At 70.1% G+C, this 25247-nt stretch carries 25 protein-coding genes and 1 pseudogene; 11 read left to right on the forward strand and 15 right to left on the reverse strand.

Annotated features, from left to right (window positions below; translation table 11 throughout):
* Positions 1-744: 744 nt before the first annotated feature.
* From JT362_RS15990 to JT362_RS16000, 3 genes and pseudogenes are all read left to right on the forward strand, one after another.
* Positions 745-1200 carry an Hsp20/alpha crystallin family protein gene (locus tag JT362_RS15990; protein WP_260191992.1) on the forward strand — a complete coding sequence of 152 codons (456 nt, stop codon included), beginning with the start codon at positions 745-747 and terminating at the stop codon, positions 1198-1200.
* A gap of 110 nt (positions 1201-1310) precedes the next feature.
* Positions 1311-2237: a coiled-coil domain-containing protein gene (locus JT362_RS15995; protein WP_260191993.1), complete on the forward strand. Its 927-nt coding sequence runs from the start codon at positions 1311-1313 to the stop codon at positions 2235-2237.
* A pseudogene (locus tag JT362_RS16000) lies at positions 2227-2523 on the forward strand (YflT domain-containing protein); the annotation flags it as partial. The gene JT362_RS15995 and the pseudogene JT362_RS16000, both read left to right, overlap by 11 nt.
* 182 nt (positions 2524-2705) lie before the next feature.
* On the opposite strand, the gene JT362_RS16005 reads toward JT362_RS16000, so the two are convergent.
* The 4 genes from JT362_RS16005 to metX all read right to left on the reverse strand — a co-directional run bounded on the left by JT362_RS16005 (position 2706) and on the right by metX (position 6020).
* Positions 2706-2858 carry a CbtB domain-containing protein gene (locus tag JT362_RS16005; protein ID WP_260191994.1) on the reverse strand — a complete coding sequence of 51 codons (153 nt, stop codon included), beginning with the start codon at positions 2856-2858 and terminating at the stop codon, positions 2706-2708.
* A gap of 96 nt (positions 2859-2954) precedes the next feature.
* Positions 2955-3437: a CoA-binding protein gene (locus tag JT362_RS16010; RefSeq protein WP_260191995.1), complete on the reverse strand. Its 483-nt coding sequence runs from the start codon at positions 3435-3437 to the stop codon at positions 2955-2957.
* Positions 3434-4807 carry an O-acetylhomoserine aminocarboxypropyltransferase/cysteine synthase family protein gene (locus JT362_RS16015; RefSeq protein ID WP_311202715.1) on the reverse strand — a complete coding sequence of 458 codons (1374 nt, stop codon included), beginning with the start codon at positions 4805-4807 and terminating at the stop codon, positions 3434-3436. The genes JT362_RS16010 and JT362_RS16015 overlap by 4 nt, the downstream gene beginning before the upstream one ends.
* Positions 4808-4820: 13 nt before the next feature.
* Positions 4821-6020 (reverse strand): homoserine O-acetyltransferase MetX, encoded by a 1200-nt coding sequence (gene metX, locus JT362_RS16020; protein ID WP_260191996.1) that lies wholly within the window; start codon positions 6018-6020, stop codon positions 4821-4823.
* A gap of 140 nt (positions 6021-6160) precedes the next feature.
* Here metX and JT362_RS16025 point away from each other — a divergent pair, with 140 nt between their 5' ends.
* From JT362_RS16025 to JT362_RS16035, 3 genes are all read left to right on the forward strand, one after another.
* Positions 6161-6718 carry an OsmC family protein gene (locus JT362_RS16025; RefSeq protein WP_260191997.1) on the forward strand — a complete coding sequence of 186 codons (558 nt, stop codon included), beginning with the start codon at positions 6161-6163 and terminating at the stop codon, positions 6716-6718.
* A gap of 5 nt (positions 6719-6723) precedes the next feature.
* Positions 6724-7968 carry an NAD(P)-binding domain-containing protein gene (locus JT362_RS16030; RefSeq protein ID WP_260191998.1) on the forward strand — a complete coding sequence of 415 codons (1245 nt, stop codon included), beginning with the start codon at positions 6724-6726 and terminating at the stop codon, positions 7966-7968.
* A gap of 122 nt (positions 7969-8090) precedes the next feature.
* Positions 8091-8393 (forward strand): DUF1540 domain-containing protein, encoded by a 303-nt coding sequence (locus JT362_RS16035; protein WP_260191999.1) that lies wholly within the window; start codon positions 8091-8093, stop codon positions 8391-8393.
* 148 nt (positions 8394-8541) lie between these two features.
* Here JT362_RS16035 and JT362_RS16040 read toward each other — a convergent pair whose 3' ends face one another.
* The 4 genes from JT362_RS16040 to JT362_RS16055 form a co-directional block, all read right to left on the reverse strand.
* Complete coding sequence (locus JT362_RS16040) at positions 8542-8988, reverse strand: serine hydrolase (RefSeq protein ID WP_260192000.1); 447 nt, start codon at positions 8986-8988, stop codon at positions 8542-8544.
* A gap of 277 nt (positions 8989-9265) precedes the next feature.
* Positions 9266-10573: a cytochrome P450 gene (locus tag JT362_RS16045; protein WP_260192001.1), complete on the reverse strand. Its 1308-nt coding sequence runs from the start codon at positions 10571-10573 to the stop codon at positions 9266-9268.
* A gap of 72 nt (positions 10574-10645) precedes the next feature.
* Positions 10646-11026, reverse strand: coding sequence for an STAS domain-containing protein (locus JT362_RS16050; RefSeq protein WP_260192002.1), 381 nt, complete (start codon positions 11024-11026; stop codon positions 10646-10648).
* Between the two features lie 483 nt (positions 11027-11509).
* The gene (locus JT362_RS16055; protein WP_260192003.1) at positions 11510-12394 is read right to left on the reverse strand and encodes a glycerophosphodiester phosphodiesterase; all 885 of its coding nucleotides are present in this window, start codon (positions 12392-12394) and stop codon (positions 11510-11512) included.
* Positions 12395-12817: 423 nt separating this feature from the next.
* Between JT362_RS16055 and JT362_RS35605 the strand changes: the two genes are divergently transcribed.
* From JT362_RS35605 to JT362_RS16070, 3 genes are all read left to right on the forward strand, one after another.
* Positions 12818-13531, forward strand: a complete 714-nt coding sequence (locus JT362_RS35605) for a TetR/AcrR family transcriptional regulator C-terminal domain-containing protein (protein WP_375546510.1) — start codon at positions 12818-12820, stop codon at positions 13529-13531.
* Positions 13532-13548: 17 nt separating this feature from the next.
* Positions 13549-14496, forward strand: a complete 948-nt coding sequence (locus tag JT362_RS16065) for an oxidoreductase (protein WP_260192005.1) — start codon at positions 13549-13551, stop codon at positions 14494-14496.
* Positions 14497-14573: 77 nt separating this feature from the next.
* A complete protein-coding gene (locus JT362_RS16070; RefSeq protein WP_260192006.1) occupies positions 14574-15776 on the forward strand; it encodes a lipase family protein in 1203 nt (400 codons plus the stop codon).
* A 6-nt stretch (positions 15777-15782) separates the two neighbouring features.
* Here the strand turns inward: JT362_RS16070 and JT362_RS16075 are convergent, their stop codons facing one another.
* From JT362_RS16075 to JT362_RS16090, 4 genes are read right to left on the reverse strand one after another with little or no spacing between them, the layout of a single operon-like run.
* Positions 15783-16628: a helix-turn-helix transcriptional regulator gene (locus tag JT362_RS16075; RefSeq protein WP_260192007.1), complete on the reverse strand. Its 846-nt coding sequence runs from the start codon at positions 16626-16628 to the stop codon at positions 15783-15785.
* A gap of 5 nt (positions 16629-16633) precedes the next feature.
* The gene (locus tag JT362_RS16080) at positions 16634-17245 is read right to left on the reverse strand and encodes an SDR family oxidoreductase (protein WP_260192008.1); all 612 of its coding nucleotides are present in this window, start codon (positions 17243-17245) and stop codon (positions 16634-16636) included.
* Entirely contained in the window at positions 17245-18435 is a 1191-nt protein-coding gene (locus JT362_RS16085) for a lipid-transfer protein (RefSeq protein ID WP_260192009.1), read from the reverse strand. Before JT362_RS16085 ends, JT362_RS16080 begins: the two co-directional genes overlap by 1 nt.
* 1 nt (position 18436) lies before the next feature.
* Positions 18437-19966, reverse strand: a complete 1530-nt coding sequence (locus JT362_RS16090; protein ID WP_260192010.1) for an AMP-binding protein — start codon at positions 19964-19966, stop codon at positions 18437-18439.
* A gap of 153 nt (positions 19967-20119) precedes the next feature.
* Here JT362_RS16090 and JT362_RS16095 point away from each other — a divergent pair, with 153 nt between their 5' ends.
* Positions 20120-21283, forward strand: coding sequence for a TetR/AcrR family transcriptional regulator (locus JT362_RS16095; protein WP_260192011.1), 1164 nt, complete (start codon positions 20120-20122; stop codon positions 21281-21283).
* Positions 21284-22549: 1266 nt separating this feature from the next.
* On the opposite strand, the gene JT362_RS16100 is transcribed toward JT362_RS16095, so the two are convergent.
* From JT362_RS16100 to JT362_RS16110, 3 genes are read right to left on the reverse strand one after another with little or no spacing between them, the layout of a single operon-like run.
* Positions 22550-22708 (reverse strand): zinc ribbon-containing protein, encoded by a 159-nt coding sequence (locus tag JT362_RS16100; RefSeq protein WP_260192012.1) that lies wholly within the window; start codon positions 22706-22708, stop codon positions 22550-22552.
* A 16-nt stretch (positions 22709-22724) separates the two neighbouring features.
* A complete protein-coding gene (locus JT362_RS16105; RefSeq protein ID WP_260192013.1) occupies positions 22725-23132 on the reverse strand; it encodes a four-helix bundle copper-binding protein in 408 nt (135 codons plus the stop codon).
* A 28-nt stretch (positions 23133-23160) separates the two neighbouring features.
* The gene (locus tag JT362_RS16110; RefSeq protein ID WP_260192014.1) at positions 23161-24228 is read right to left on the reverse strand and encodes an L-dopachrome tautomerase-related protein; all 1068 of its coding nucleotides are present in this window, start codon (positions 24226-24228) and stop codon (positions 23161-23163) included.
* Positions 24229-24759: 531 nt separating this feature from the next.
* On the opposite strand from JT362_RS16110, the gene JT362_RS16115 reads away from it, so the two are divergent.
* Entirely contained in the window at positions 24760-25218 is a 459-nt protein-coding gene (locus JT362_RS16115) for a hypothetical protein (RefSeq protein ID WP_260192015.1), read from the forward strand.
* Positions 25219-25247: the final 29 nt, after the last annotated feature.

A 25247-nucleotide genomic window follows, 5' to 3' on the forward strand; every position in this document is an offset into this window, starting at 1 on the left:
CGGCATAGATTTTCTCCCCGCGGGTCGGCGGACGGCGCAGGAGGACACTGGACCGCACGTGAGGAGCACTGACGTGGCCTGTGATCCTCAATGCGCGGTGCCGCTGGCGGCTCTGCTACCGCCGGTCGGCCGGGGGGCCGAAGTTGTTGCCCGTCGACGGGTGTCGCACGGATCGGTCGCGGCGGCCTCCGGGACGCGGTGCTGGTGTCAGGTCTGTGACGTGGGCGCGGTGATGGCGAACGCGCCAGCCGGGCGGAGATAGCGGACCGCGAGGAGCGGTGTGCCGTCGCGGCGTGGACGATGTCGCATCTGTTGAACGATGTCAGCGGCCATGGCGTCTGCTCAGTGGGGATGATGCTGTCCGGCGGCGGCGAAGCGATGGGACCGTCGGTGTAGAGGAGAAGGGTGTCACCGGGGCTGGGCGGTTCCTCGCGGTTCCGACGCTGCCCGCTTCGGGATGCCGACCCTCAGCCGCGCACCGGGAGGAACGTGGGGTTCGTCCTCGGCGTCGCGGACGAGGAGGGCGGTGGATGGCCTCCGCTGGGCCGATCGAAGTGCGGAGCGCGAGCAGGGCCGATGTCGTCTTCCGTCCGTCGATGCGCTGCTGCCGCATCGAACCTGAGCGTGAGGTACTCAACTACGGGAACACCGGCGGACTCAAGTTCGTCATACGGGGTGAGTGTGTATCCGGAGCACGACTCAGACGCCCCGCCGGATGTTGATCTTTCGAGGAGGTGGATTCCCATGGCACTGCCAGCCGTGCGATCGTTCGGTCCCCTGGGCCGTTGGGACTCCTTCCAGGAATTCGAGGACATCTACCGCCAGATGGGCCGCTGGATGGACTCAGTGAACCGTCGCCTGGATGACAGCGTCCGGGCATGGTCGCCGTCGGCCGACGTGACCGAGAACGATGAGGCCTACCTGGTGGAGGTCGAGCTGCCCGGTGTCAAGCGTGAGGACATCACCATCGACCTGGTCGGCAGCGAGTTGGCCATCAGCGGTGAGCTCAAGGAAAAGGAGCGGCAGGGCCTGTTCCGGCACCGCACCCGCCGCACCGGCCAGTTCTCTTACCAGGTCACGCTGCCGCGTGACGTGAACGCCGACAAAGTCGAAGCCAGCCTGGCCGAAGGCGTGCTCGCCGTGCGGGTGCCCAAGAACGAGGCGGCCAAGCCACGGCGCATCGCCATCAGCGGCAAGTGAACACCTGTCAGCGGAAACAGCAGGAAACCCCAGGCGAGCCCGGCACGCGGGCTCGCCCACTGGGGTACCGGGCAGGTCCGCAGCAGTGGTCGGAAGGGATGGTGAGGTTGGTGACGGCCACGGACACGCGCGATGACCTGGTGCCGCTACGAACCGATTTCGACGTGGTCTGGCGCGGTTATGACCGCGACCAGGTCCAGCAGTACGTGCACGGTATGGAAGCCGACATGCGGCTGGTCGCGATCGACCGGGACGCCGCGGTGGCCCGTACCGAGGACCTCATTCGGCAGCTGGAAGCCGCGCGCACGGAAAACAGGGCGTTGCGTCAGCGAATCGACCGGATCAGCCGCACACCGATCGAACCGGATGGGTTGACCGAACGCCTGCGGCGGATGACCGAACTCGCCCACGAAGAAGCGGCGGACATCACCACGCGGGCCCGGACCGCCGCCGAGCACAGTTGGGCGACTGCCAGCCAGGCCACCGACCGGCTGCGGCGCCGTGCCGAACATCTGGTCGCCGAGCTGGACCGCCGCCGCCAGGAGATGGAGACCGAACACCGCGAGCTCATGAGCCGGGCGCGCGAACAGGTCGAGAAGATGACCCGGCAGGCCGAGCACCGCCGACGCGAGCTGGACGAGCAAGCCGCTCGGCTGCGGCGGCAGGTCGAGACCGACTTCGAGGTGGCCATGGCCGCCCGCCGCGCCGAGGCCATGCGAGTGATGGCCGAGCAGGACCGTGCCGCCCAGGCCCGCGCCGATCGGCTGATCCGCGAGGCGACCGAGCACGCACACCGCATCGTTGCCGACGCCCGACACCACCTCGACGTCCTCCGCGCGCACCGCGACCGCCTCGCCGACGGACTACGCACCGCCCAGCAGCTGCTCACCGACGCCGAGCCAATGCTTCACCCTCTGCCCGAGGAAACGACACCTGAGGAAACAGCTCTGCACCCGGCCCTCACCGTTGCCGGTGACAACCGTCCGATGGAGGTGACTTCTCGTGACCACCACCACAAGTCCGCTCCTGCGTGCTGAACCAACCGGTGCACCGGCCCAGCCCACGGGGTAGCCCATCGGCTCCTACGCCACCTACGGCGAAGCTCAGCGTGCCGTGGACTACCTCGCGGACGCCAACTTCCCCGTGCACGATGTCACGATCGTCGGCGTCCAGCCGATGATGGTCGAACGGGTCACCGCCCCGTTGACCTGGGGCCGGGTCCTGGGCAGCGGGGCGGCCTCCGGAGCTTGGTTCGGTCTGTTCGTCGGACCGCTACTCGGGCCACCCGGTGATCTACTCGCGCGACCCCTCCGGCGACTCGGCCGGTGCCGGCGTGTGGCGGCGCAAGCACGGCAGGCTGGGCCGGTGCCCCGCGGACGACGCCAATCGTCGAGGACATCTCCCCGCACGACGGCGACGAGGTCATCGAGAAGTCGGTGCCCAGGGTCTTCTTCCACGACTCGCCTCCCGCCTCAGGAGGAAGTCGCGTGCGGTCATGACCGTGCTCAGTGGCACGGGAAGCCGAGCAGATGCCGGCCGTCGTGGACCCATTCGTGGACGGCGTCGCCGGCGGGGATGCTGACCGCCCACGGGGCGGTCTGGCCGAGCGGGATCGTGGGGACCCGGACCTCTGGGCGTGCGGGAACAGACTGGCTCATGTGGTGCCTCCTCAGAGGACAACGAGTTCTGCGTCCTGCTCCTGGACCCGAGAGGACCCCGCTGACCCCTGCGCACTTCCGGGGCGCCCGCCCGGGCTACTGCAGGCCAGCCCGGACCGACGTGATGCGTTCGGTGTTGAAGCCCAGCCAGTGCATGCGGCCGACGTAGCGGGCGTGCTCCACCTTGATGCAGCGGTCCATGACCACGGTGACCCCGCCGTCCTCGGCGGTCCGCGCGCCGGCCTCGTTGACCACGCCGAACTGGCACCACAGGGCGCCGGCGCCGATGCGGACCGCCTGCTCGGCGATCTCGGGGAGCGCGTCCGGGGCGCGGAAGACGTTGACGATGTCCACCCGGTCCGGCACCTCCTCCAGGCTCGCGTAGCTGCGCTCGCCCAGGATCTCCGCCGCACGGGGGTTCACCGGGACGACGCGGTAGCCGTGCCGCTTGAGGTAGTAGCCGACGAAGTAGCTCGCCCGCAGCTCGTTGTTCGACAGTCCCACGACGGCGATCGTCCTCGCCGCGTTGAGCACCCGCTGGATCGCCAGCGGGTCCTGGTAGCGCGCCAGGTCGGTCATGCGGTCGCGACCTCCTCCCGCGCCGCCACGTCCACGGTGGCGGCGACGTGGGCGAACCCCTGCTCGAGGTCCCAGACCAGGTCCTCGACCGACTCCGTGCCCACCGACAGCCGCACGGTGCCGGGGCCGACGCCGGCCGCGCGCAGCTCGTCGTCGGACAGCTGGCGGTGGGTGGTGCTGGCGGGGTGGATGACCAGACTCTTGGCGTCGCCGACGTTCGCCAGGTGCGACCACAGCGACATACCCCGGATGAGCGCCTGCCCGCCGGCCCGGCCGCCGGCGACGTCGAACGAGAACACCGCGCCGGCACCGCGCGGCAGGTACTTCTCGACCAGCGGCCGGTAGGGGCTCGCCGGCAGGCCGGGGTAGGTCACCCGCGAGGCCAGATCGTGCCCGGAGAGGAACCCGGCGATCCGCCGCGCGTTGTCGACGTGCCGCTCCATCCGCAGCGACAGTGTCTCCATCCCTTGCAGGAACAGGAAGGCGTTGAACGGCGACAGCGCGCCGCCGAGGTCGCGCAGGGTCTCCGCGCGCAGCTTCATCAGGTACCCGTAGGTCCCGAACGTCTCGTGGAACCGCAGCCCGTGGTAGGCCGGGGACGGGTCCGCGACCACTGGGAACCGCCCGTTGGACCAGTCGAAGGTCCCGGCCTCGGCGACCACTCCCCCGATGCTCGTGCCGTGCCCGCCGAGGAACTTGGTGGCCGAGTGGACCACGATGTCCGCGCCCCACTCGATCGGGCGGCACAGGTAGGGCGTGGCGAACGTGTTGTCGACGACCAGCGGCACGTCGTGCTCGTGCGCGACCGCCGCCACCGCCTCGATGTCGAGCACGTTGCCGGCCGGGTTGCCGATCGTCTCGGCGAAGAACGCCTTCGTCCCCGGGCGCACCGCGCCGCGCCACGCGTCGAGGTCGTCCGGGTCGACCCAGGTCAGCTCGACGTTCATCTTGCGCAGCAGGTGCTTGAGCTGGTTCACCGTCCCGCCGTAGAGCGCCGAGGACGAGACGACGTGGTCACCCGGCTCCAGCAGCGTGAACAGCGCGGCCGCCTGCGCGGCGATCCCGCTGGCGAACGCCACCGCGCCGGCCGCGCCCTCCAGGTTCGCCACGCGCTCCTCGAACACCGCCACCGTCGGGTTCATGATGCGCGAGTACGTGTTCCCGTACTCCTGCAGGTTGAAGTACGCCGCGGCGGACTCCGGGTCCTCGAACACGTAGCTGGTCGTCTGGAAGATCGGCACCGCGCGGGCGCCCGTGTTCGGGTCGGGCCGCTGCCCGGCGTGCAGCTGCCGGGTCTCGAACCCGAACGCGTGCTCCGGCTCGAAACGGGGCTCGACACGGGGTTCCACGCGGGGGGAGTCGTCGGTCAACAGAACCTCTTTCTCATCCGGCCGCGAGGAAGCGGCGGACGATCGGTGTCTGCCGCTGCTCCTCCAGCAGGAAGCAGTCGTGGCCGTACGGCGCGTCGATGAGGTGCAGCTCGGACGGCTTGCCGAGCGCGCGCAGCGCGGCGTCGATCTCCTCGGACCCCGACGGCGGGTAGAGCCAGTCGGAGCTGAACGTGATCAGCAGCGTCCGTGCCGCCACCCCGTCGAGCGCCCGGGTGAGGGACCCGTCGCCGTACTGGCGGGCGAGGTCGAAGTACGTCAGCGCCCGCGACATCGTCAGGTATGTGTTGGCGTCGAAGCGCCTGACGAACGAGTCGGCCTGGTGGCGCAGGTAGCTCTCCACCTCGAACTCGGGCTCGGTGATGGTGTACCGGATGTCGTCGGCGAACTGCAGCCGGCGGCCGAACTTCTCGTGCAGCGCGGGTGCCGACAGGTAGGTGACGTGGCCGACCATCCGCGCCACGCCCATGCCGGCGTCCGGGGTGCGACCCGTGCCGTAGTAGTGGCCGCCCTGCCAGTCCGGGTCGCGCATGATCGACTCGCGGGCGATCGCGTTCCACGCCATGCCCTGCGGGTGCAGCGCCGGCGTGCTGGCGATGACCACGATCGAGTCCACCTGGTCGGGGTACAGGATCGCCCACTCCAGTGCCTGCATCCCGCCGAGCGAGCCGCCCGCCACGGCCGCGAGCCGCTCGATGCCCAGCACGTCGAGGAACGCGCGCTGGGTGCGGACCATGTCCGCCACCGTGACCACCGGGAAGTCCGAGCCGTACGGCCGGCCGGTCGCGGGATCGGTCGACGACGGCCCCGTCGTGCCGCGACAGCCGCCGAGCAGGTTCGTCGACACCACGAAGAAGCGGTCGGTGTCGAACGCCTTGCCGGGCCCGATCATCCCGTCCCACCAGCCCAGCGCCTGCCCGGACGCGCCGTCGCGGTCCTCGGCCCCGAACCCGTCCCTGGTGCCGGTCTCGGGCCGGACGGTCGAGACGCCGGCCGCGTGGGCGTCGCCGCTGAGCGCGTGGCACACCAGGACGACGTTGTCGCGCCGGGGGGAGAGCGTGCCGTACGTCTCGTACGCGACGCGGACCGGGTGCAGGTCCCGCCCGCAGTCGAGGCGCACCGGGTCCGGCAGGTCGAGGTACCGCGTCTCGACCGTCCCGACCGATCCGGAGACGAGCGTCGACGCGGGCACCATGGGCGCATCATAGCCACGTTCCCACCCGCCGCGACCGGCTCGGAACCCGCGTCCCGAACTCTGAGACACAGGTCAGAGCGGGTGTAACGTCCACTGACGGCAGTGATTCCTGGAGACGAGAGCCGCGGGAGGACCGTCGGATGACGACGATCGACAGCATCGACAACGGAGTCAACGTCCAGGCGTTGCTCGACGCACGCGAGACCCTCAAGGGCGCCCCCGAGGCCGCCCGGTTCACCTGGCGCTCGACCACCCGGTGGGAGAACGGCGTCCACACGACCTCCACGGTCAAGGACTACTTCGGGCTCGGCGCCGAGCACAGCCACAAGACCGAGTCGTCGTTCACCGCCGACCACCCGGAGGTCTTCGCGGCCGAGGACCACGGCATCACGCCGATCGAGTACCTGCTCGTCGGCCTGGGGAGCTGCCTGACCGCCGGCGTCGCGTCCGTCGCGCAGAACCGGGGCATCCAGCTCCGCTCGGTCGAGGCGACCCTGGAGGGCGCGCACGACATCCGCGGCATCCTCGGCGCCGACAGCGACGTCCGCAACGGCTACGACGGCATCAAGGTGACCTTCTCCATCGACGCCGACGCGTCCAGGGAGGACATCGAGGCGCTGGTGGCCCAGTCGCAGAAGCGCTCGGCCGTGTTCGACGCGCTCACCAACCCCACGGACGTCACGGTCGAGGTCGCTTGAGCTCGTTGGAGAATCGCATCACGACGGTCGTCGTCGGCGGGGGCCACGCCGGCCTGGCCGCGAGCCACTTCCTGTCCGAGCGGGGCATCGACCACGTCGTGCTCGAGCGCGGCGAGGTGGCGAACTCCTGGCGCCGGGAGCGCTGGGACTCGCTGCGCCTGCTCACGCCCAACTGGCAGAGCCGGCTGCCCGGGCACGCCTACGACGGCCCGGACCCCGACGGCTACATGACGATGGGCGAGGTGGTCGGCTTCATCGACGGCTTCGCCGCCCGCACCCGCGCCCCCGTCCGCACCGGCACGACCGTGACCTCGTTGCGGCGCACCGACGACGGCTACCACGTGACGACCGACCAGGGCGAGCTCGCCTGCCGGGCGGTCGTCCTCGCCAGCGGTGCCTGCAACCTGCCGGCCGTGCCGGCGACGCTCAGCGAGGCGGTGCCCGCCGGCGTCGAGCAGGTCACGCCGTTCACCTACCGCGGCCCCGACCAACTGCCCGACGGCGGCGTGCTCGTCGTCGGCGCGTCGGCGACCGGCGTGCAGCTGGCCGCCGAGCTGCGGCGGTCGGGGCGCCCGGTCACCCTGTCCACGGGCGAGCACGTCCGGCTGCCGCGCACCTACCGCGGCCGGGACGTGCTGTGGTGGATGGACGCCTCTGGCGTGTGGGACACCCGCTACGACGAGGTGCCCGACCTCACCCGCGCCCGGCGGCTCGCCTCGCCGCAGCTCGCCGGGACTCCCGGGCGGACGACGCTCGACCTCAACGCGCTCACCGCCGACGGCGTCGAGCTGGTCGGCCGCGCGACCGCCGTGCGGGACGGCCAGCTGCTGTTCTCCGGCGGCCTGCGCAACGTGGTGTCGCTCGCCGACCTCAAGATGGAGCGGCTGCTGGGCACCTTCGACGCGTGGGCCCAGGAGACCGGAGTGGACAGTGACGTCAAGCCGCCGGAGCGGTTCGAGCCCACGCGCGTGCCCGGCTCGCCGCGGCTGCGGCTGGACCTGCGCGGCGGCGAGGTCCGCACCGTCGTCTGGGCGACGGGGTTCCGGCCCGACTACTCGTGGCTCGACGTCCCCGTGGTCGACGGGAAGGGCCGCCTGGTCCACGACGGCGGCGTAGTCGACAGCCCGGGGCTGTACGCGCTGGGGCTGCCCGTGCTGCGGCGGCGCAAGTCCACCTTCATCCACGGCGCCGAGGACGACGCCCGTGATGTCGTCGACCACCTCGCGGGGTACCTGGCGACGCGCCGGTGAGCCGCCAGCGGGCGGCGTTTCCGCAGGTCAGGTTAGGTTCGCCTAAGGGTCCTCTGTGTTGCGGGCCGGTGGCGGCGGTGGGACGGTTGGGGTACGAACCGACTGTCGCGAGAGGATCCACCGTGACCACCATGGAGATGCCCGCCGTCAGCGAGTGCACGGTGAGCAGGTGTTCGTACAACGCCCACGACGGGTGCCACGCCTTCGCCATCACGGTCGGTGGGAGCGACGGGGCCGCCGACTGCGGCACCTTCGTCCCGCTGACCGCGAAGGGGGGCCTGCCGAAGGTCGTCCCGCAGGTCGGCGCGTGCAGCCGCACCGACTGCGTCCACAACGCCGACCTCGAGTGCTCCGCACCCGACATCCGGGTGGGGCCCGGTGAGGGTGACCACGCCGCCAACTGCCTGACCTACTCCACGCGCTGACCGCCGGTCCCCGGTCCAGGTTGCCGCTTCCGGGCCGTGGCCGCCCGGTCCGAGTGCCGAACAGCAGGGGCGCGAGCGACGCGGCGACCGCCACGCCGGCCGCGACCGTGACGCCCGGACGCGGGAGTGCAGCACCGCGTCCCACGTCTCACCGTCGCGGCTGGTGTAGCGCGCGGTGGGCGTGATCGCCCTGCCGAGCCCGAAAACCGACACCGGCCGCGAGCACGGTCACGATGCCGGGCGCGGTCAGCAGCAGCGCGACCACCAGCACGTACGGGACGGTGGCCGACACGTACGCGCGCATCCCGGTCCCCATCTCGAACCCGAACCGCAGCGCCCCGCGGGCCACGTTCCGCCGCAGCGCCTCCTGCGGCACCTGCCGCGCGTTCTGCGGCAGGGGGAACGACACGACGCCCAGGCCGCGGAACACCCCGAGGACGCCGTCGTAGTAGAGCTGCCCGGAGACCTCCGAGATGATGGCGGTGAGCACGTGATGACCAGCATTGCTGTAGCCGAACCTCGTGCCCGGTGTGAACTTCAGCGGCACCCTGCGGATGATCTCCGCCGGCGCATGACCTCCTCGGCGCTGGACCACGTGCGAAATTCCGTCCGGTATTCCTCGCTGTCCATTGGTTCCCCCATTCCGGAGGTGTGCGTCAGCAGCTGGTGCACGGTCACGTCGTCCGCGATCGCGGCGGGGAATCTGTCGAGATGAGGACAACTACGGCGTCTACGGGCCGAGGAAGCACCTCTCTCGCTGCGGACGCCGGCGACCGAGGTGGAGTCCGGGAACACCGCGGTTCGGTGGATTTCGTTCGACGACTGACGCAGCACCACCGCTTCTTCCCGACCACCGCGGATGCGGGCGCCGGTCAGCCGTTGAGCCGGGCTGGCAGGTGCGCGTAGCCGCGGAGGATGCGGGTGTCGCGGTGGCGCGCGCCGGGGAGCAGCCGCAGGTCGGGGAAGCGGTCGAACAGCACGCGCAGGCCGACCTCGCCTTCCATGCGGGCCAGCGCGGCGCCCAGGCAGTAGTGGCGCCCCGCCGAGAACGAGATGTGCTCGCGCGCGTTGGGCCGCCGCACGTCGAACCGGGCGGGGTCGGCGAACACCGACGGATCGCGGTTGGCGGCGGCCAGCACCGTGGTCACCAGACCGCCCTCGGGCACCGGGACACCGGCGATCTCGGTGTCGCGCAAGCAGGTCCGGCCTGTCAGCAGGACCGGCGGGTCCACTCGCAGGACCTCCTCCACCGCGTTGGGCCAGTACGCCGGGTCGTCCCGGAGCACGGTCAGCTGGTCGGGGTTGGCGTGCAGCAGGGCCACCCCGTTGCCCAACAGGTTCACCGTCGTCTCGAAACCGGCCGCCAGGACCAGGCCGGCGGTGGCCCGCAGTTCGAGGTCGGTGAGGCCGACCCCGTCCTCGCGCGCGGCGACAAGTTGACTGAGCAGGTCGTCGCCGGGGTTCGCGCGCACCCGGTCCAGGTGGTCGCCCAGCCAGGTGTCGAAGGCGGCCAGCGCGGCCTCGACGGCGCGGAACCGCCGCCACGGCAGTGCCATGTCCAGACTCGGCGCCGCGGCCGTGCCCAGGGCCAGCACCCGCTCCCGCTGCGCGGCCGGCACGCCGAGGATCTCGGCGATCACGGTGACCGGCAGCAGACCGCAGTACGTCTGGACGAGGTCGGTCGGCTCGGCCGGATCGATGGTGTCGAGCAGCTCGTTGGCGATCTGTTCGGTGCGCCCGCGCAGGTTCTCGACGGCGCGCATGGTGAACACGCGGGTGACCAGCTTGCGGTAGCGCTGGTGCTCGGGAGGCTCGCTCACCAGCAGTGACGGCGGCGCCATCGGGTGCAGGAGCCCGCTTGCCGACCACTCGACCAGCCGCCGCGCCAGCCCGCCTTCCGCCGGCGTCACCCCGCTGCGGAAGTCGTTGCTGCTCAGTACCTCCCGTACGGCCGCGTGGCTGGTGGTGACGTGGGAGAAGGCGCCCCGCAGCAGCGGCGCCCGCTCGCGCAGCTCGTCGAACAAGCCGCCGAGACCGGCTGTCGGCGCGGCGCCCGCCGCGACAAACAGACGCGCCTGCGGGTCGCCGCGGCGGGCCGCGACCCGCAGCGCCAGGCGCGGCACGGCGTGGTTGATCCCCCACCGAACGGCCGGTTTGAGCCCGCTGTCCCTGACCGCCATGCCGCCTCCCTGGTCGAGCCGCTTCGACCAACGATAAGGGCTCGCCGTCGGAGGCCACCGGGGCTTCGCCAGTCAGGGAGTCGCGAGCGCGGAGTCAACGGTGTCGTACATCGAGAGAATCGCGTCCAGGCCGCTGAGCGCGATCACGCGCAGCACGGGGCTGCCTCCGGCGACCACCCGGAAGACGTTCGGCCCGGCGAGCGCGTTCGCCTCCACGAGCAGGCTGAGGCCGACCGAGCTGATGAACGTCACCCCGGCCATGTCCACGACGAGCAATTCCGGGTCCTCACGCAGGACCTCCGCCAGCGTGTTGCGGATGTGCTTGGCGTTGGCGAGGTCGAAGTCCCCACGCGCCTCCAGCACCACGCCGCGCTCGGCCCGCCGCGCGCGGAGCGGCGTGCTCTCGCCGCCCGCGGATGTGCCGTTGGCGGCGCGTTCACCGGCACCTGTCATCCGCACCTCGACCCTCCGTGCTGAGACATCAGGCTCAGCGTACCCACCGACCTGCGCGGCGGCAGGGCACCAGGAGAGACGCCCGCACGGTCGGTGGGGGTCCCGCGGCCGCCCAGGCCGCAGGATCGATGCCCGCGACGGAAGGACCGCCTCGGTCCCCGCCGAGCGATCTCACCGACCCCGGCAGCCCGCGCCGAAACCGTGCTCCGACTGGCGCTCGTGCCGTAGGAGTGCCAACACCAACTCGAATAGCACTCTCGGACCAAGAGTGCAAACTCCGGCCCTCCGAAACCCGGTCGACCCTCGTCACAGCGCTGTTCGCTTGCGCTCGCGCGGTCGGTGGTGCTGGTTGACGTTTGGCACTCTCGCACCGCTGGAACGCGTCCCCGCCCCCGAGTCACCCAGGCGGCGTTGACCACTGGCCCCGGAACCACTCGGGGCGCTGGCCGAGCGCCCCCGCGCCCCTCGGCCCGGCCGCGCCGTCTACGCCGCGGCTTTGACCGAGCCCTCGGCGATGACGTCCAGGAGGACGTCCGGGTAGTTGGTGATGATGCCGTCCACGCCGTTCTCGATCTGCGCGCGCATGTCGTCGGCGTCGTTGACCGTGTAGACGAACACCTCCAGCCCGGCCTCCTGCACCGCCGACACGTACGCCGCGTCGGCCGTGGTGTGGCTCGGGTTGATCTGGTCGGCCCAGGTGGCGTAGGTCGGGATGTCCGCCTCGTCCACCCGGCCGAGCAGGCCGTGCGGGACGTCCGGCAGCAGATCCTGCGAGCGCCGCATCGACTCCCAGTCGAAGCTCTGCACCACCAGGCGGTGCACCTTCCCGGGTGGGCTCGGCTTCAGCCACCAGGGGTGCCGGGCCAGTTCGTCGGCGATGTCCAGCTCGATGCCCGGGTACCGGGCCGGGGCCTTGACCTCCAGCAGCAGCGCGACCTTCCGCTTGCGCATCAGGTCCAGAGCCTCGGCCAGCGTCGGCACCGGCTCGCCGGCGAAGGACGGGTCGAACCACGAGCCCGCGTCCAGCCGGTCCACCTCCGCCGAGGTGAAGTCGACGACGTCGTAGGAGTCCCGCCCGGGGAAGACCTCCTCGGCGTCCGTGGTGCGCACCAGGTCCGTGTCGTGCATCAGCACCAGCTCACCGTCGGCGGTGCGCTGCACGTCGATCTCCACCACGCTCGCGCCCAGGTCCGCCGCCGCGACGACCGCGGCGAGGGTGTTCTCCGGCGCGTACGCCGACGCGCCGCGGTGCGCGACGTCGGTGACCTCCGGTCTGCCCTCCGCCCCCGCGACCTGCGGTGACAGGCCGCCGAGCACCAGGCAGGCGACGATCGGCAGCACGAACCGGCGGGCATCTCGGCGGGCCACGGCACTCCCTCGGATCGTGGTGAGTCACTCACTTACTACTCGAACAAGTGGTGATCGCACAAGGAGGTCGTGGAACCGGCTGTGGGGAGGCACGCGAGTGGCGGGAGCGGACAGCAGATCAGGCCCGCCTCGTCGCCGAGTTGCCGCAGGCGCTCCACGATCCGGGACCACACGCCGCCACGTTGCCAAACCCGAAACAGGCCATAACCGACTGCCACGACCCATACCGTTCGGGCACGTCCTGCCACGGAGTACCAGCACGGGTCCGCCATCCACTGACCAACACGCACAAACACACAATGAAGATCCACTTTCTACATCTACAAACACTTCGCGGACAAACGCCGGTTGTTCGAGGCGATCACCACCGGAGACATCAGCGCAACCGAATCGCTGACCCACGACATGCTCGCCTCGCTATCCATGACCGACGACCTGGAGCACGACCTCCGCCAGTTCGCCCGCAGGCACATCGACGAGGTCACCCAGCCCCACCTGATCCAACTCCGCCGCATCATCATCGCCGAGGCGGACCGCTTCCCCAACCTGGCCAAGACCTGGTTCACCAACGGACCCGAGCGCGCACACGCCACCCTGGCGACACAGTTCCAGGAACTCGAACGCCGCGGCCTGCTCACCGTGCCCGACCCCGTGCTCGCCGCGCAGTACTTCAACTGGCTGGTTCTCTCCATCCCACTCAACAAGGCCATGTTCCACCCCGACCACAAATCCCCCCCGCCCCGAACTGAACCGCTATGCAGACGAAGCAGTGCGGATCTTCCTCGCCGCCTACGCGGCCAAAACCAACACCTGACACCTAAGACCTGTTCCGTATCCCCTTCGTGCAGGACATGCATGAAGGGGATACGACTCCTCAGGCACCTCCCCTCGCAGGGTCCGGCGTGTCGGGCCGGAAAACACCGATCTTGGAACAGTCCCAGGCGTTGCGGCGTTTTGCGGGCGCGCGTGCGTGGCCCACAGTTGCGTGACCCGCGGGTGCGCCGGGCGGTCGCGACGGCGCCGACGACCCGCACCCGACGACCCGCGTCAGTAGCCGACAGCGTGAAGGTAGGTCTGGCATTCCCAGGCAGGTGTGTACGACCGAAGTGCGGCTGTGCGGCCATAGGTTCGGGATAGAACTCGATTCAGGGAGCATGGCCGTGATCGATTGGAACGCCAGCCACATCCCCGACCAGACTGGCCGGGTCGCCGTGGTGACCGGCGCGAACTCGGGTCTGGGGCTCGCCACCGCGACCGAACTCGCCCACCACGGGGCACGAGTCGTGCTCGCGGTGCGCGACATGATCGCCGGCGAGCGGGCGGCTGGGGCGATCCAGCGGTCTGTCCCCCGAGCCGATCTCGAAGTGCGCGAGCTGGACCTGGCGTCGCTCGCGTCGGTCCGGGTGTTCGCGGGCAAGCTGGTTGCCGACTTCGCTGCGATCGATCTGCTGGTCAACAACGCCGGTGTGGTGGTTCTCGGGGCGGCCCGCACGACCGTCGACGGATTCGAGCTACAGCTCGGCACCAACATGCTGGGCCACTTCGCGCTCACCGGACTGCTGCTCGACGCACTGGGCCGGGGAGACGCCCCGAGGGTGGTCGGCCTCAGCTCGATCACCCATAGAGGCGTCCACCTCGACTTCGACGACTTGATGTCCCGGCGCGACTTCGACGCCAGCCGCGCGTACGGCCGTTCGAAACTCGCCAGCACCGTCTTCGGGATCGAACTCGACCGGCGGCTGCGCACCGCCGGTTCGCCTGTCGTCAGCGCCCTCGCCCACCCCGGACTGACCGCCACCAACCTCGCCCCGCAGGCGTGGCAGGACCGCGGCCGCGTCGGACAGCTCATCGCCCGGCTCTACCTGCTGAACAAGCAACCGGTCGAGCGCGGAGTCCTACCCCAGCTCTACGCCGCGACCGCTCCCGGAGTGCGAGGCGGCCAGTTCTTCGGTCCCGCCGGCCGCGGGGAAAGGCGTGGGCGCGTCGGCGAGGTCCAGCCCAGCGCGGACGCCACGGACCCGGTTGTGGGCCGTCGAATGTGGACCGCGGCCGAGAGCCTGACCGGCGTCACCTACCTCGTACCAGGGAAGGAATCTGAATGATCGTTCGCCTCCGGAGATGCGTACGAGTGGGGCTCGTGGCGGCGCTAGCCGGTGCGACGCTCACGACCGTGGCCGCGGTGCCCACCGCATCCGCGACTACCCCCGCGCTGTCGTCCTCCTCCACCGCCTCGCCCACCGCCACGGTCCCGCTTCCGGACGACGACCCGTTCTACGACGTCCCGCCTCGCCTGGAGTGGCAGCGCGACGGCACCGTGTTGCGGTCGCGGCGCCTGCCGGCCGACGCCATGGCCGTCCCGGCACCCGCGCGAGTGTGGCAGTTGCTGTACAAGACCCGGGACAACGCCGGGCGGGCGACGGCGACGGTCGGCACGTTGCTGGTGCCGACGGCTCGCTGGGCGGGCCGCGGGCCACGGCCGATGTTGTCCTACCAGACGCCTGAGGACGGCTTGGCCACCTTCTGCGCACCGTCCTACCTGCTGCGCGCCGGCTCGGTGGTGTCCGGCCCGTCCGATGGCCAGGCCCGGTTCGACCGGGCGCAGGTCGCGGCTGCCGTGCGCCGTGGCTGGACGGTGATGGTCCCGGACTACGAGGGGCCCAACTCGGAGTTCTTCGGTGCGGCCGCGTCCGCGCACGGAGTCCTCGACGGCATCCGCGCGGCCCGGTCCTTCAACCCCGCGCACGTGCACCGCGACGCCCCCATCGGCCTGTGGGGCTACTCCGGCGGAGGCTTCGCCACCGCCGCGGCCGCTCAGAAACAGGCACGCTACGCCCCGGAACTCGAAATCAGCGCCATCGCCCAAGGCGGCGTTCCCGCGGATCTCAACGCGAGCCTGCGGGCGTTCAGCGGTCAGGTGTTCTCCGGCTGGATCCCGTTCGGGTTCGCCGCGCTGCGCAACGCGTACCCGCAAGCAGGCGTCTACCAGTACCTGAACGCGCCCGCGCGCGCGTACGCCGACGCGGTCGCGCAGGGGTGCGCCGGTGCGGCGATCGTCGCCGGGCCTCACTACGCGACGCTGGAACGGTTCGAGGCGTGGCCGGGCTCGCTCACCTCGGGACCGTTCTACGCCTTCGCCCACCGCATCAGCCCGATCGGCTTCGGCGGCACGCCGACCGCCCCCGTGTACATGTACCACGGCACCGCCGACGAACTGCTCCCGATCGCGGGCGCCCGGCAACTGGCAACGCAGTACCGAATGCGGGGCGCCGACGTCGTGTGGGTCGAGCACGAGGGGCAGACCCATGGCAGCGAGCAGACGCACGGCCTCGATGGAGCGATCGCCTTCCTGAACCAGCGATTCTCCCGGCCCCACCACCGTTAGGGACGGTCAGTGGCTGATCTTCGCGAGGAGTTGGAGGCGCTCGGCGTCCGCGGTGCCGGGCTCCGCGGTGTAGACGAGGAGGGTCGGGCCGGGACTGCCGGGCAGCGGGTAGGTGTCCCAGGTGAGGGTGATCTCGCCGACCTCCAGGTGCCGGAACAGCTTGGTCCCGTGGACCCAGTCGCGCACGTCGTACTGGGCCCAGAGGCGCCGGAAGGCCGCACTGCGGACGCTCAGTTCTTCTATGATCGTCGTGGCGCGGGGGTGGGTCGGGTCGGTGGCGACGGCGGCCCGCAGCATGCCGATGTACTGCACGGCGAAGCCTTCCCAGTCCAGACAGCGCTGCCGGGCCTCGGGGTCCAGGAACAGCCCGATGAGCAGGTTCCGCTGTGCTGGGGGCAGGGTGGCCGGGTCACCGAGCAGTGCCGCAGCGAGCGGGTTCCAGGCGAGCACGTCGAGGTGCCGGCCAAGCACCAGCCCCGGGGTGTTCATGGCGTGCAGCAGATGCCGCGTGCTGTCCGGAACGCGTTCCGGGCCGCGGGGCGGGTGAACCGGCGCCGACCGCCGTATCGCGTGGGCGAGGCCGAACAGGTGCCGACGTTCGCCGTCGTCGAGGTTCAGTGCGGTGGCGAGGGCGTCGAGGAGGTCGTCGGAGGGCCTGACCTCACGGCCTTGCTCCATGCGTTGGTAGTAGTCGGTGCTGAGCCCGGCCAGCAGAGCGAGCTCCTCGCGGCGCAGGCCGGGCACCTTGCGCCGGCCCCCCGGTTCCAGCCCGACGTCCTGCGGACGCAGTCGACTTCGCCGGGCCCGCAGGAAGTCGCCGAGCTCACGCGCGTACGGGTGCCCGTTGGCCATCTCGATCAGCCCTCGAGGCCGCCGCCGGCGACGATGACCTGGCCGCTGACGTAGTCGGCCTCCGGGTAGGTGAACATCACGACGGAGCCTGCGGCCTCGTCGGGGGTTCCGGGGCGTCCCAAGGGGATCATCCGGGTGAGTGCGCCGGGTAGCTGCGGGTTGACGCCGACCTTGATCTGGCGTCCTTCGACGTCGGTGTGCGAGTCGCCGTCGGCGGTCGCTTCGGTGAGCCAGGTCTGGATGAAGCCGAACGCGACGCGGTTGACGTTGACGTGGTACCGGCCCCACTCCTTGGCGAGTGTCTTGGCCAGCCCCACGAGCCCGGCTTTCGCCGCCGAGCAGTTCGCCTGTCCGGCGTTGCCGAACAGGCCCGCGACCGAGGAGATGCTGACCACCTTGCGGTGCACGGTGCGCCCTTCTTCCCGTTCCTTCTTCATCGCGGCGCTGATCACCGGCTGGGCGGCGTGCAGGATGTCGAACGGTGCCTTCAGGTGCGGGTCGACGAACACCGGGTCGGTCTGCCCGGTGGCCTTCGCGAACAGCCGCAGCCGGTCGCGGGTGACCAGGAGCGTGCCGCCCGCCCATTCCTCCCCGACCAGTGACCGGTCCAGCCCCATCAGCCGTCCACCTTCTTGTACAGCGTGACGACGCAGGCGCCGCCCAGCCCCAGGTTGTGCTGCAGCGCGACACGCACACCGTTCACCTGCCTGCCCTCCGCCTGTCCGCGCAGCTGCCACACCAGCTCGGCCGCCTGGGCCAGTCCCGTCGCGCCGAGCGGGTGCCCCTTGGAGATCAGCCCACCGGAAGGGTTGGTGACGACCTGGCCGCCGTAGGTGTTGGCGCCCTCGAGCACGAACTTCTCGGCGGTGCCCTCCGGGGTCAGGCCGAGCGCCTCGTAGGTGAGGAACTCGTTGGTGGTGAAGCAGTCGTGCAGCTCCGCGACCCGGATGTCCTCCGGGCCGACACCGGACTCCTCGTAGACTCGGCGAGACGCTACGGCGGTCATGTCGTAGCCGACCAGCCTGCGCAGGTCACCCTCGAACGTCGTGGGCCCGTCGGTGACCAGTGACTGCGCCTCGATCACCACGTCGGCGCGCAGCCCGTGCTTGCGGGCGTACTCCGGTGACACCAGCACCGCGGCCGCCGCCCCACAGGTGGGCGGGCAGCACTGGAAACGGGTGAGTGGCCCGTAGACGTGCGGCGAGGCGAGCACTTCCTCGACCGAGAGCGGAGCGCGGAACACCGCGTACGGGTTGGCTGCCGCGTGCTTGCGGGACTTCACGGTGATGTGGGCGAATGTCGCCGGGTCGATGCCATTCTCCTCCACATAGGACTGCCCGGCGGCGCCGAAGTAGGTCGCCGCCATGGGCGTACCGGGATCGGGCACCCCCGCGACCCGGTCCCGGACCTCCGCGAAGGCGCCGAGCACGTCGGGCCGGTCGGTCCACACCGAGCCGGGGGCGCCGGGGGTCATCTGCTCGAAACCCAGCGCGAGGGCCACGTCCGCCTGCCCGCTCGCCACTGCCCGACGCGCGAGCCACAGCGCGGACGACCCGGTCGAACAGTTGTTGTTGACGTTGACGACCGGAGCTCCACTGTGGCCGAGGCGGTAGAGCGCCCGCTGGCCGGAAGTGGAGTCACCGTAGACGTACCCGACGTAGGACTGCGCCACGGCCGCGTAGTCGACACTCGCGTCCGCGAGGGCACGGCGAGCCGCCTGCGCTCCCATCACGTCGTAGGTCTCGCTCCTACCGGGCTTGGCGAAGGGAATCATCCCGACGCCCGCGACGACCACCTTGTCGGTCATGTCAGCTCCCTGCCTTGGCGGGCCAGTACTTCTCGCGCAGGCGGCGTTTGAACAGCTTGCCGGAGTCCTCACGCGGCAGGCGTTGCTCGAACACGACGACCTTGGGCACCTTGTACCTGGCCAGGTTCCGCCCGACGTGCGCCCGCACGTCGTCTTCTGTCACCGTCGCATCGGGAAGCAGTTCCACGTGCGCCGCCAGCGCCTCGCCGAACTCCGCGTCCGGGATGCCGAACACCGCCACGTCCGCGACCCCCGCCAGCCCCAGCAACGTGGCCTCGATCTCGGCGGGATAGATGTTCACGCCGCCCGAGATCACCATGTCGTTGAGCCGGTCGCTGAGGTGGAGGTAACCGTCCTCGTCGACCCGGCCGACGTCGCCGAGGGTGTAGAACCCGTCGCCGCCGTCGATGGCACGTCTCTTGGCGTCATCGCCCAGATAGGTGAAGTCCGGCCACGCCGACGGCGACCGGCCGTAGACGACCCCCGTCTCGCCGGCCGGGACCTCCGTCATGTCAGGACCGAGGACCCTGATCGCCGCGTCCGCGACCGGCACGCCGACCGTACCGGGGTGGGCCAGCCACTGCTCGCTCGTGCACACGGTCCAGGCGCCACCCTCGGACCCGCCGTAGTACTCGGTGACGACCGGGCCCAGCCACTCGATCATCGCCCGCTTCACGTCCGGCGGGCAGGGCGCGGCGGAGTGCGACACGGTCTCCAGCGACGACAGGTCGTACTTCGCCCGGATCTCCCTCGGCAACCGCAGCAGCCGCAGGAACATGGTCGGCACCATCTGCGCCGCGGTGACCTGGTGCTCCTCGACGATCCGGAGGAACTGCTCGGCGTCGAACCGCGCCATGATCACCAGGTTCATCCCCATGGCCAGCGCGAAAGTCGCGGCCACGTTCGGCGCGGTGTGGTAGAGCGGCGCGGGGACCACCGCGGTGCCGCCGGGACGGAAACCCACAACGTGGCGCATGATGCCGGCGATCTCACCGATCTTCTCGGGTGGGATCGGGTCGCGCACGACGCCTTTCGCCAGCCCCGTGGTGCCAGAGGTGTAGATCACCGACATGGGCGGGGCGAGCACCTGCTCCGTCGGCGGCTCGTTGTCCTCGATCAGCTCCTCGGCCGTCGGGTACCGGCCGGTGGACGGCACCGTCCCCAGCGCGTACTCCTCGGCCACCTCCTCGGGTACCCCGACCTCCACGATCCGCAGGTGCTCCGGTTTCTGTGCCTCGACGACCGGCACGAGGTCGGAGTGCACCAACGCCACCACCGACTGGCTGTCGCTGAGCAGGTGCCGCAGGTCCACGCCGGTCCAGTGCCAGTTCACCGGCACGGGAACCGCCCCGATGAGCGGCGCGGCGAACGTGGCCTCGAGCATGCCCGTCTCGTTCCGCATCACGACGGCGTACCTGTCGCCGGGCTCGACACCCATCCGGCGCAGGCCCGACGCGAGCCGGGTCGCGCGTTCCTTCATCCTCGCCACGGGCACGACACGACGACCGGAGACGACCACTGGTTCGACCATATCCTTCACCCTCCTTGGACTGAACGAATAGCCGCTTACCCCGCGTCAAGAGCCAACTCCTGCCATCTGATTTAGACATCAGCTTACTTCAGATTTACTTAGAGGCAACCGCGGTCATCGTTGCCGGTCGTGATCGCACTACGCTGAGCCGTCATGCCGACAGCAACCGCACACCAGGCCGACGAGCCTCGACGCCGTCCACGAGATCGGAAGCAGCAGATCCTCGTGGCCGCGCGGGACCTCTTCGTCGAGCACGGCTACCCCAACGTGGCCATGACCGCCGTCGCGGAGAAGGTCGGCATCACGGCTGGCGCGCTCTACCGGCATTTCGACACCAAGGCGGCATTGCTCGAGTCGGTCATGGTGGACAACTTCGCCTGGCTCGACGAACCCCTGAGTGCGACCAGCTTCGGGGAAGCCGTCGACGACGTTCTGGCACGGGTGATCGACCGGCCCTACCTCTCGGACCTGTGGATCCACGAGCTGCGCTATCTGCCGGATGCGCAGGCCCGGACTCTACGGCGCCGGATGCGGCGGTGGCATCGGGAACTGGTGCCACCGCTGCGCCAAGAGCGTCCCGGGCTCGACGAGGGCCAGGGGGAACTGCTCACTTGGGCGTGCCTGTCACTGATGTCCTGCGTCGGCCGACGCGCGATCCGCGCACCCCGGTCCGTCCGGCTTCCCGTGGTCCGTGCCGGGATCCACGCCCTAACCCGAGTCGAACTGCCACCGACGGGAGCGGAGACGGTGGCCACCCAGACGGGAGTGCTGCCGGTGTCGCGCCGGGAACGGCTGCTGCTCGCCGCCATCGAACAGTTCGGCCGCAACGGATATCACGACACGTCGATGGCCAGTATCGGTGCCGCCGCCGACGTCACCGGGCCGAACCTCTACGGCTACTTCGCCAGCAAGGCCGATCTCCTGCAGGCGGTGTACGAACGGGGCACCCATGCCTTGTGGCTGAGCCTTGACGAGGCACTGATGACGGCCGCCTCCCCCAGTGAAGCGCTCACGGCCGTAGTGCGGTCATTCGTGGGCATCGCGAGGACGTGGTCGGCGATCCTGGACGATCCCACCGTCGAGTCGGGACTCGCGGACGCGGCGCTCGGGGCGCAGCGGGAGTACGTGGGCGAATGGAGCGCTCTGGTGGCGCGCAGCGTGCCGCACCTCGATGCGCGAGTGACACGGCTGCGCGTGCAACTCGGCCTGTTCCTCATCGCCGACCTCTACCGGAACTCCCGGGTCTCTCGCCGTGAGTCCTTCCCGGAAAGCCTGGAGGCACTGGTCCTCGCGGTGCTGTGCGACATCGGGCAATGACCCACGGAGAGTTCCCAGCGCTCCTGCAAGCGGGCGAATCGGTCCGAGAGGAACTGCTCCCCCTCCGTTCCCACGCAGGCCGCGACGATGCGTCAGCATCATTCGGTCGGTCAACCCCCAGTTCTCGATCATCCACGAGTTGCCGCTGCTGCTCCTCGCTACCTCGATCAGGACGTCCTCAACGATGCCGTAGGCGTCAGCAATACGTCGATGGCGCTGCCCGGAACGACAACGATGACGGACGATCGCGGTACGGATGGGTGCTCCGTGGGTGCTCCCGCAGCGGCTAACCGAGCCGGCATCCCGTGACACGGGGCAGCACCCTGCAGGGGCGATTATCTGCGGGAACGGCATTCACCGAAACCTCTCGTCACCCGTTGGCACGGCAACCATCTGGCTCTTGACCAGCCGGGCAGAGGTTAGAATTCCCAGCGTATCCGGCTGTCACAACTCAGCAGGCGCCGGTGTCCCCGGGTCCCCGGACGCAGGAGAACAGCGTGGTCTGGGGTTAGTGACCGCAGGCGAACGCGGGCGGTCACAGCGACCGTTCTGAAATCGGTCAGGACGCCGCACACTGGAGCAGGCGATGACCCCGTTTGAAAGGGGTCATGGGCCGTGCTCCAGTTTTGCTCCGGGCTTACGTGTCACAGTCCGCAAGGGACGGAGAAACAAGATCGCCCGCCAACCCTGTTTCGCAGGTCAGCGGGCGATCTTACGCGCTGCGTGATGGTGGGGCTGAGGGGGTTCGAACCCCTGACCCCACACTGCCAGCGTGGCCCGGTCATGCCTCTGACCAGTACGAACAGAGAACCCGCAGGAAATCCTACGCCGTTCTGCCCCAGCGAGTGCCGTTCAACGCAGTCCAGACCGCATCCGTGCTCCAGATCTGCTTTAGACCGAGCGTTGGGCGCGCCACGTCCGTGCGCCTGCGCACTCAGCATCGCCAGCATGATGGGCTTCCTGCTGTATACCGACGACGAGACCGGAAACATTGGCGCTCTCGGCATCTACTCCACCGGATCAAACGCCTTCACCGCCCGATCGGAACACGTCGGGTGGCTGCTCGCTCCCACGTCGCGATCGTCATCTCCGGGGCGAAGGAAAAGCAGCACCTGTATGTGCTCGTAGTCAGCGTGCGGCGAAGCCCCGGCCTTGCGCGTCGGTCGGCCGTGACGGGTTCAGGTCGAGTCACTGCCGGAGCGGTGGGTTCGCCGTCTCCTCGGACTCCTTCAGCGTGTCGCTGCGCTGCTGCTCGTCTTCCCGCGGTCACTTGTTGCCGGGTTCCTGGGTGCGGCTGTCGAACTCGGTGTGGCCGTTCGGGCACTTGGGGATCTTCTCGCCTTCCTTCACCGAGATCTTCTCGCTGCACTTCGCGCAGTGGAACACCCCGGTCTTCTGTGCCTTCTCACCGGCATGCGCGGGCATGGGCGTCTGTCCCTTCTCAGCTGATGGTGGAGTGCAGGTCGCGACAGGTCTGCTCGCAGGCCCGGCAGGCGTCGGCGCAGATCCGGCAGTGCTCGTGCATCTCGGCGTGCGATCCGCACTCGTCGCCGCAGGACTTGCAGACCATGGCGCACGCGTCCAGAAGGGCGCGGCTGATGTTGGCGTCGTAGCCGGTGTGCCGGGACAGCACCCTCGCGGTCGTGGCGCACACGTCGGCGCAGTCCAGGTTGGTCCGGATGCACTTGGTCAGGTCGACGACCGACTCCTCACTCAGGCAGGCGTCCGCGCAGGCGGTGCACGCCTCGGCGCAGGCGATCAGGGCGTCGATCGCGGCCGCGAGCTTCCCGCGGTCCAGGTTGATCTCCGCCGGGTAGGTCTCGAGCATCGGCATGGTCGTGCTGGTCATGGTTCTCCTCGGTCGGTGTTGCCTCGGGTCACTGGAGCCGGACGGGTCCGGCGTCGATGGGCACGCGGAACAGGTGGTACGGCTTGTCGCGCAGGTCCCTGCCGCCCTGGTACGTCGCTTGCCGGTGCAGCTGGTTGGCGGTCACGTAGAGGTAGCCGTCGGCGACCGACAGCGTGTCCGGCCAGAGCAGTTGCCGGTCGTGGGCGACGGTCTCGAACGTGCCGTCGGGCAGTCTGCGCAGCACGGCGTTGTGCTCGTAGTTGGTCAAGTACAGCCGGCCGGCGTCGTCGGTCTCCAACCCGTCGGCTCCCCCGCCCTTGTCGCCCTCGTCCATCACCCGCTCCCCCACCTGGTCGTCGGGCAGGGAGCGGTCCAGCAGGGCATCGGTCGGGACGCTGTACCAGCGGCGGGAGGCCAGCGGGCAGTAGTACAGCCGGGCACCGTCCGCGGAGATGGCGATGCCGTCCGCGCCCATCGCGACCGGCTTGGGCTCGCCGTCGGCGGGACGTTCGAGGAACGGTTGGCCCTCCACGACCGGCCGGAACGCCGTGAGGGGCTCGGCCTTGGTGGACGGGTGGTCGTGCAGCCGCCGCCACGACTCCCCCGACGCCAGGTCGACCACGATGATCCCGTTCGGTCCCTGGTCCGACGAGTCGGTGATGTAGGCGACGCCTGCCGCACCGCGGCGCAGGTCGAACCGCACGTCGTTGAGGTAGGTCGTCTCCAATGCCACCTGCGGCGGAAACGTGATGACCTGACCGACCCCGTCGGTGGCCAGCTCCACGCACACCAGTTTCGGGCCGCCCGGCTTGGTGGGCTGGAAAATCGGACTGCCGGTGTCCAGCACCCACAACCGGTCCGCCGGATCGACCACGATGCTCTGCACCGACACGAACGCCCCGCTGTCCGCGTCCGAGGACGGCGAGTTCCAGTCCTCGTCCGGGAACGGCACCTCCCGACCGTCCCGCAGCTCCACCACCGTGGCGGGCACCTCGTCACCCCACTTCGGGAAGTTCACGAAGACCCGGCCGGTGCGTGAGACACTCACCCCGGTCGGCATCGCGCCGGTGAACTCGTGCACCACGTCCAATGGCATGGGCCACCTCCTCAGCTGCGGACACCCCGTGCACCTGGGCCTACCCACCCCGCGCCGGCTGAACCCGACCGAAGCGTTCCCGGCCGCGGCGGCCATTGGCGACCTGCGGTTGCCGACGAGGCTCGTTCCCCGGGCGGAGTCGAGCGGCCGTCGCGCTGACCGTCGAACCCGGTTGAGCCGACCACAGCCCGTCACCAACGGTGGCGGATCCTCACCCGAGCGGACGCGCGGTGCTGTCCAGGAGCTGGCGCTGGGGGGTGGGCACGGACACGGAAGATCGCGCTGCTCCGGTCAGCGGCTGCCGAACGCGTGCGGGCCGGATGGCGGCACCGCACCTTCAACCGCAAATGCCGCCGTCGGTGGATGGGTCGTGGGCTTGCTGGGCGGTGTTCGGCGCCCTGTCCGGCCTGGTGACAGGTGATGTCGGCTTCGATTGCACCGCTGGCCAGGGTGACCGCGACGGCCTCGCCAATGCCGGAGTCGGCGCCGACTGATGCTCGCCCTCGCCACGGACAGGTGGAGGGTCGCCTGATGGCCAAGAGCATCGCCTTCTTCGCGATCGCCCCGCCCGACTACTTGGACGCCTTCGTCGCGCAGGAGCCCGCCAGCGTCCACCACGTGGCGGCCCAGCGTGTTCTGACCGACGCTGCCTATCGCGCGTTTTTCCACCGCGAGGCACAGCGGGGTGCGGAGATCATTGTCGACAACGGGGTCTTCGATCTCGGCCACGCCCTGCCGGCCGCGGACCTGATCGCGGCGGCCCGCGTAGTGGACGCCCGCGAGATCATCCTCCCGGACAGTGGTCTACCTCGGGTTCCTCCACGGCATCTGGGGCGACGCGCCGGACGCGTGGTCACGCGCCTGGCCGAACTCGGCGCCCGACCGACCAGCGACCGCGTGGGCCATCAGTGGTGGATCGGCGGCGTCGATGGCCCGCGCGATGTCGGCGGCGGAGGTCAGTGGCACGGCGATTTGAGCGGCGACCAGTAGCTCGGCGGGGCCCAGGCGCAGGTGGACGA

Origin of the sequence: Actinophytocola gossypii, assembly GCF_025165815.1 — a bacterium.
In the GTDB taxonomy this organism is placed as follows: Bacteria; Actinomycetota; Actinomycetes; order Mycobacteriales; family Pseudonocardiaceae; genus Actinophytocola; species Actinophytocola gossypii.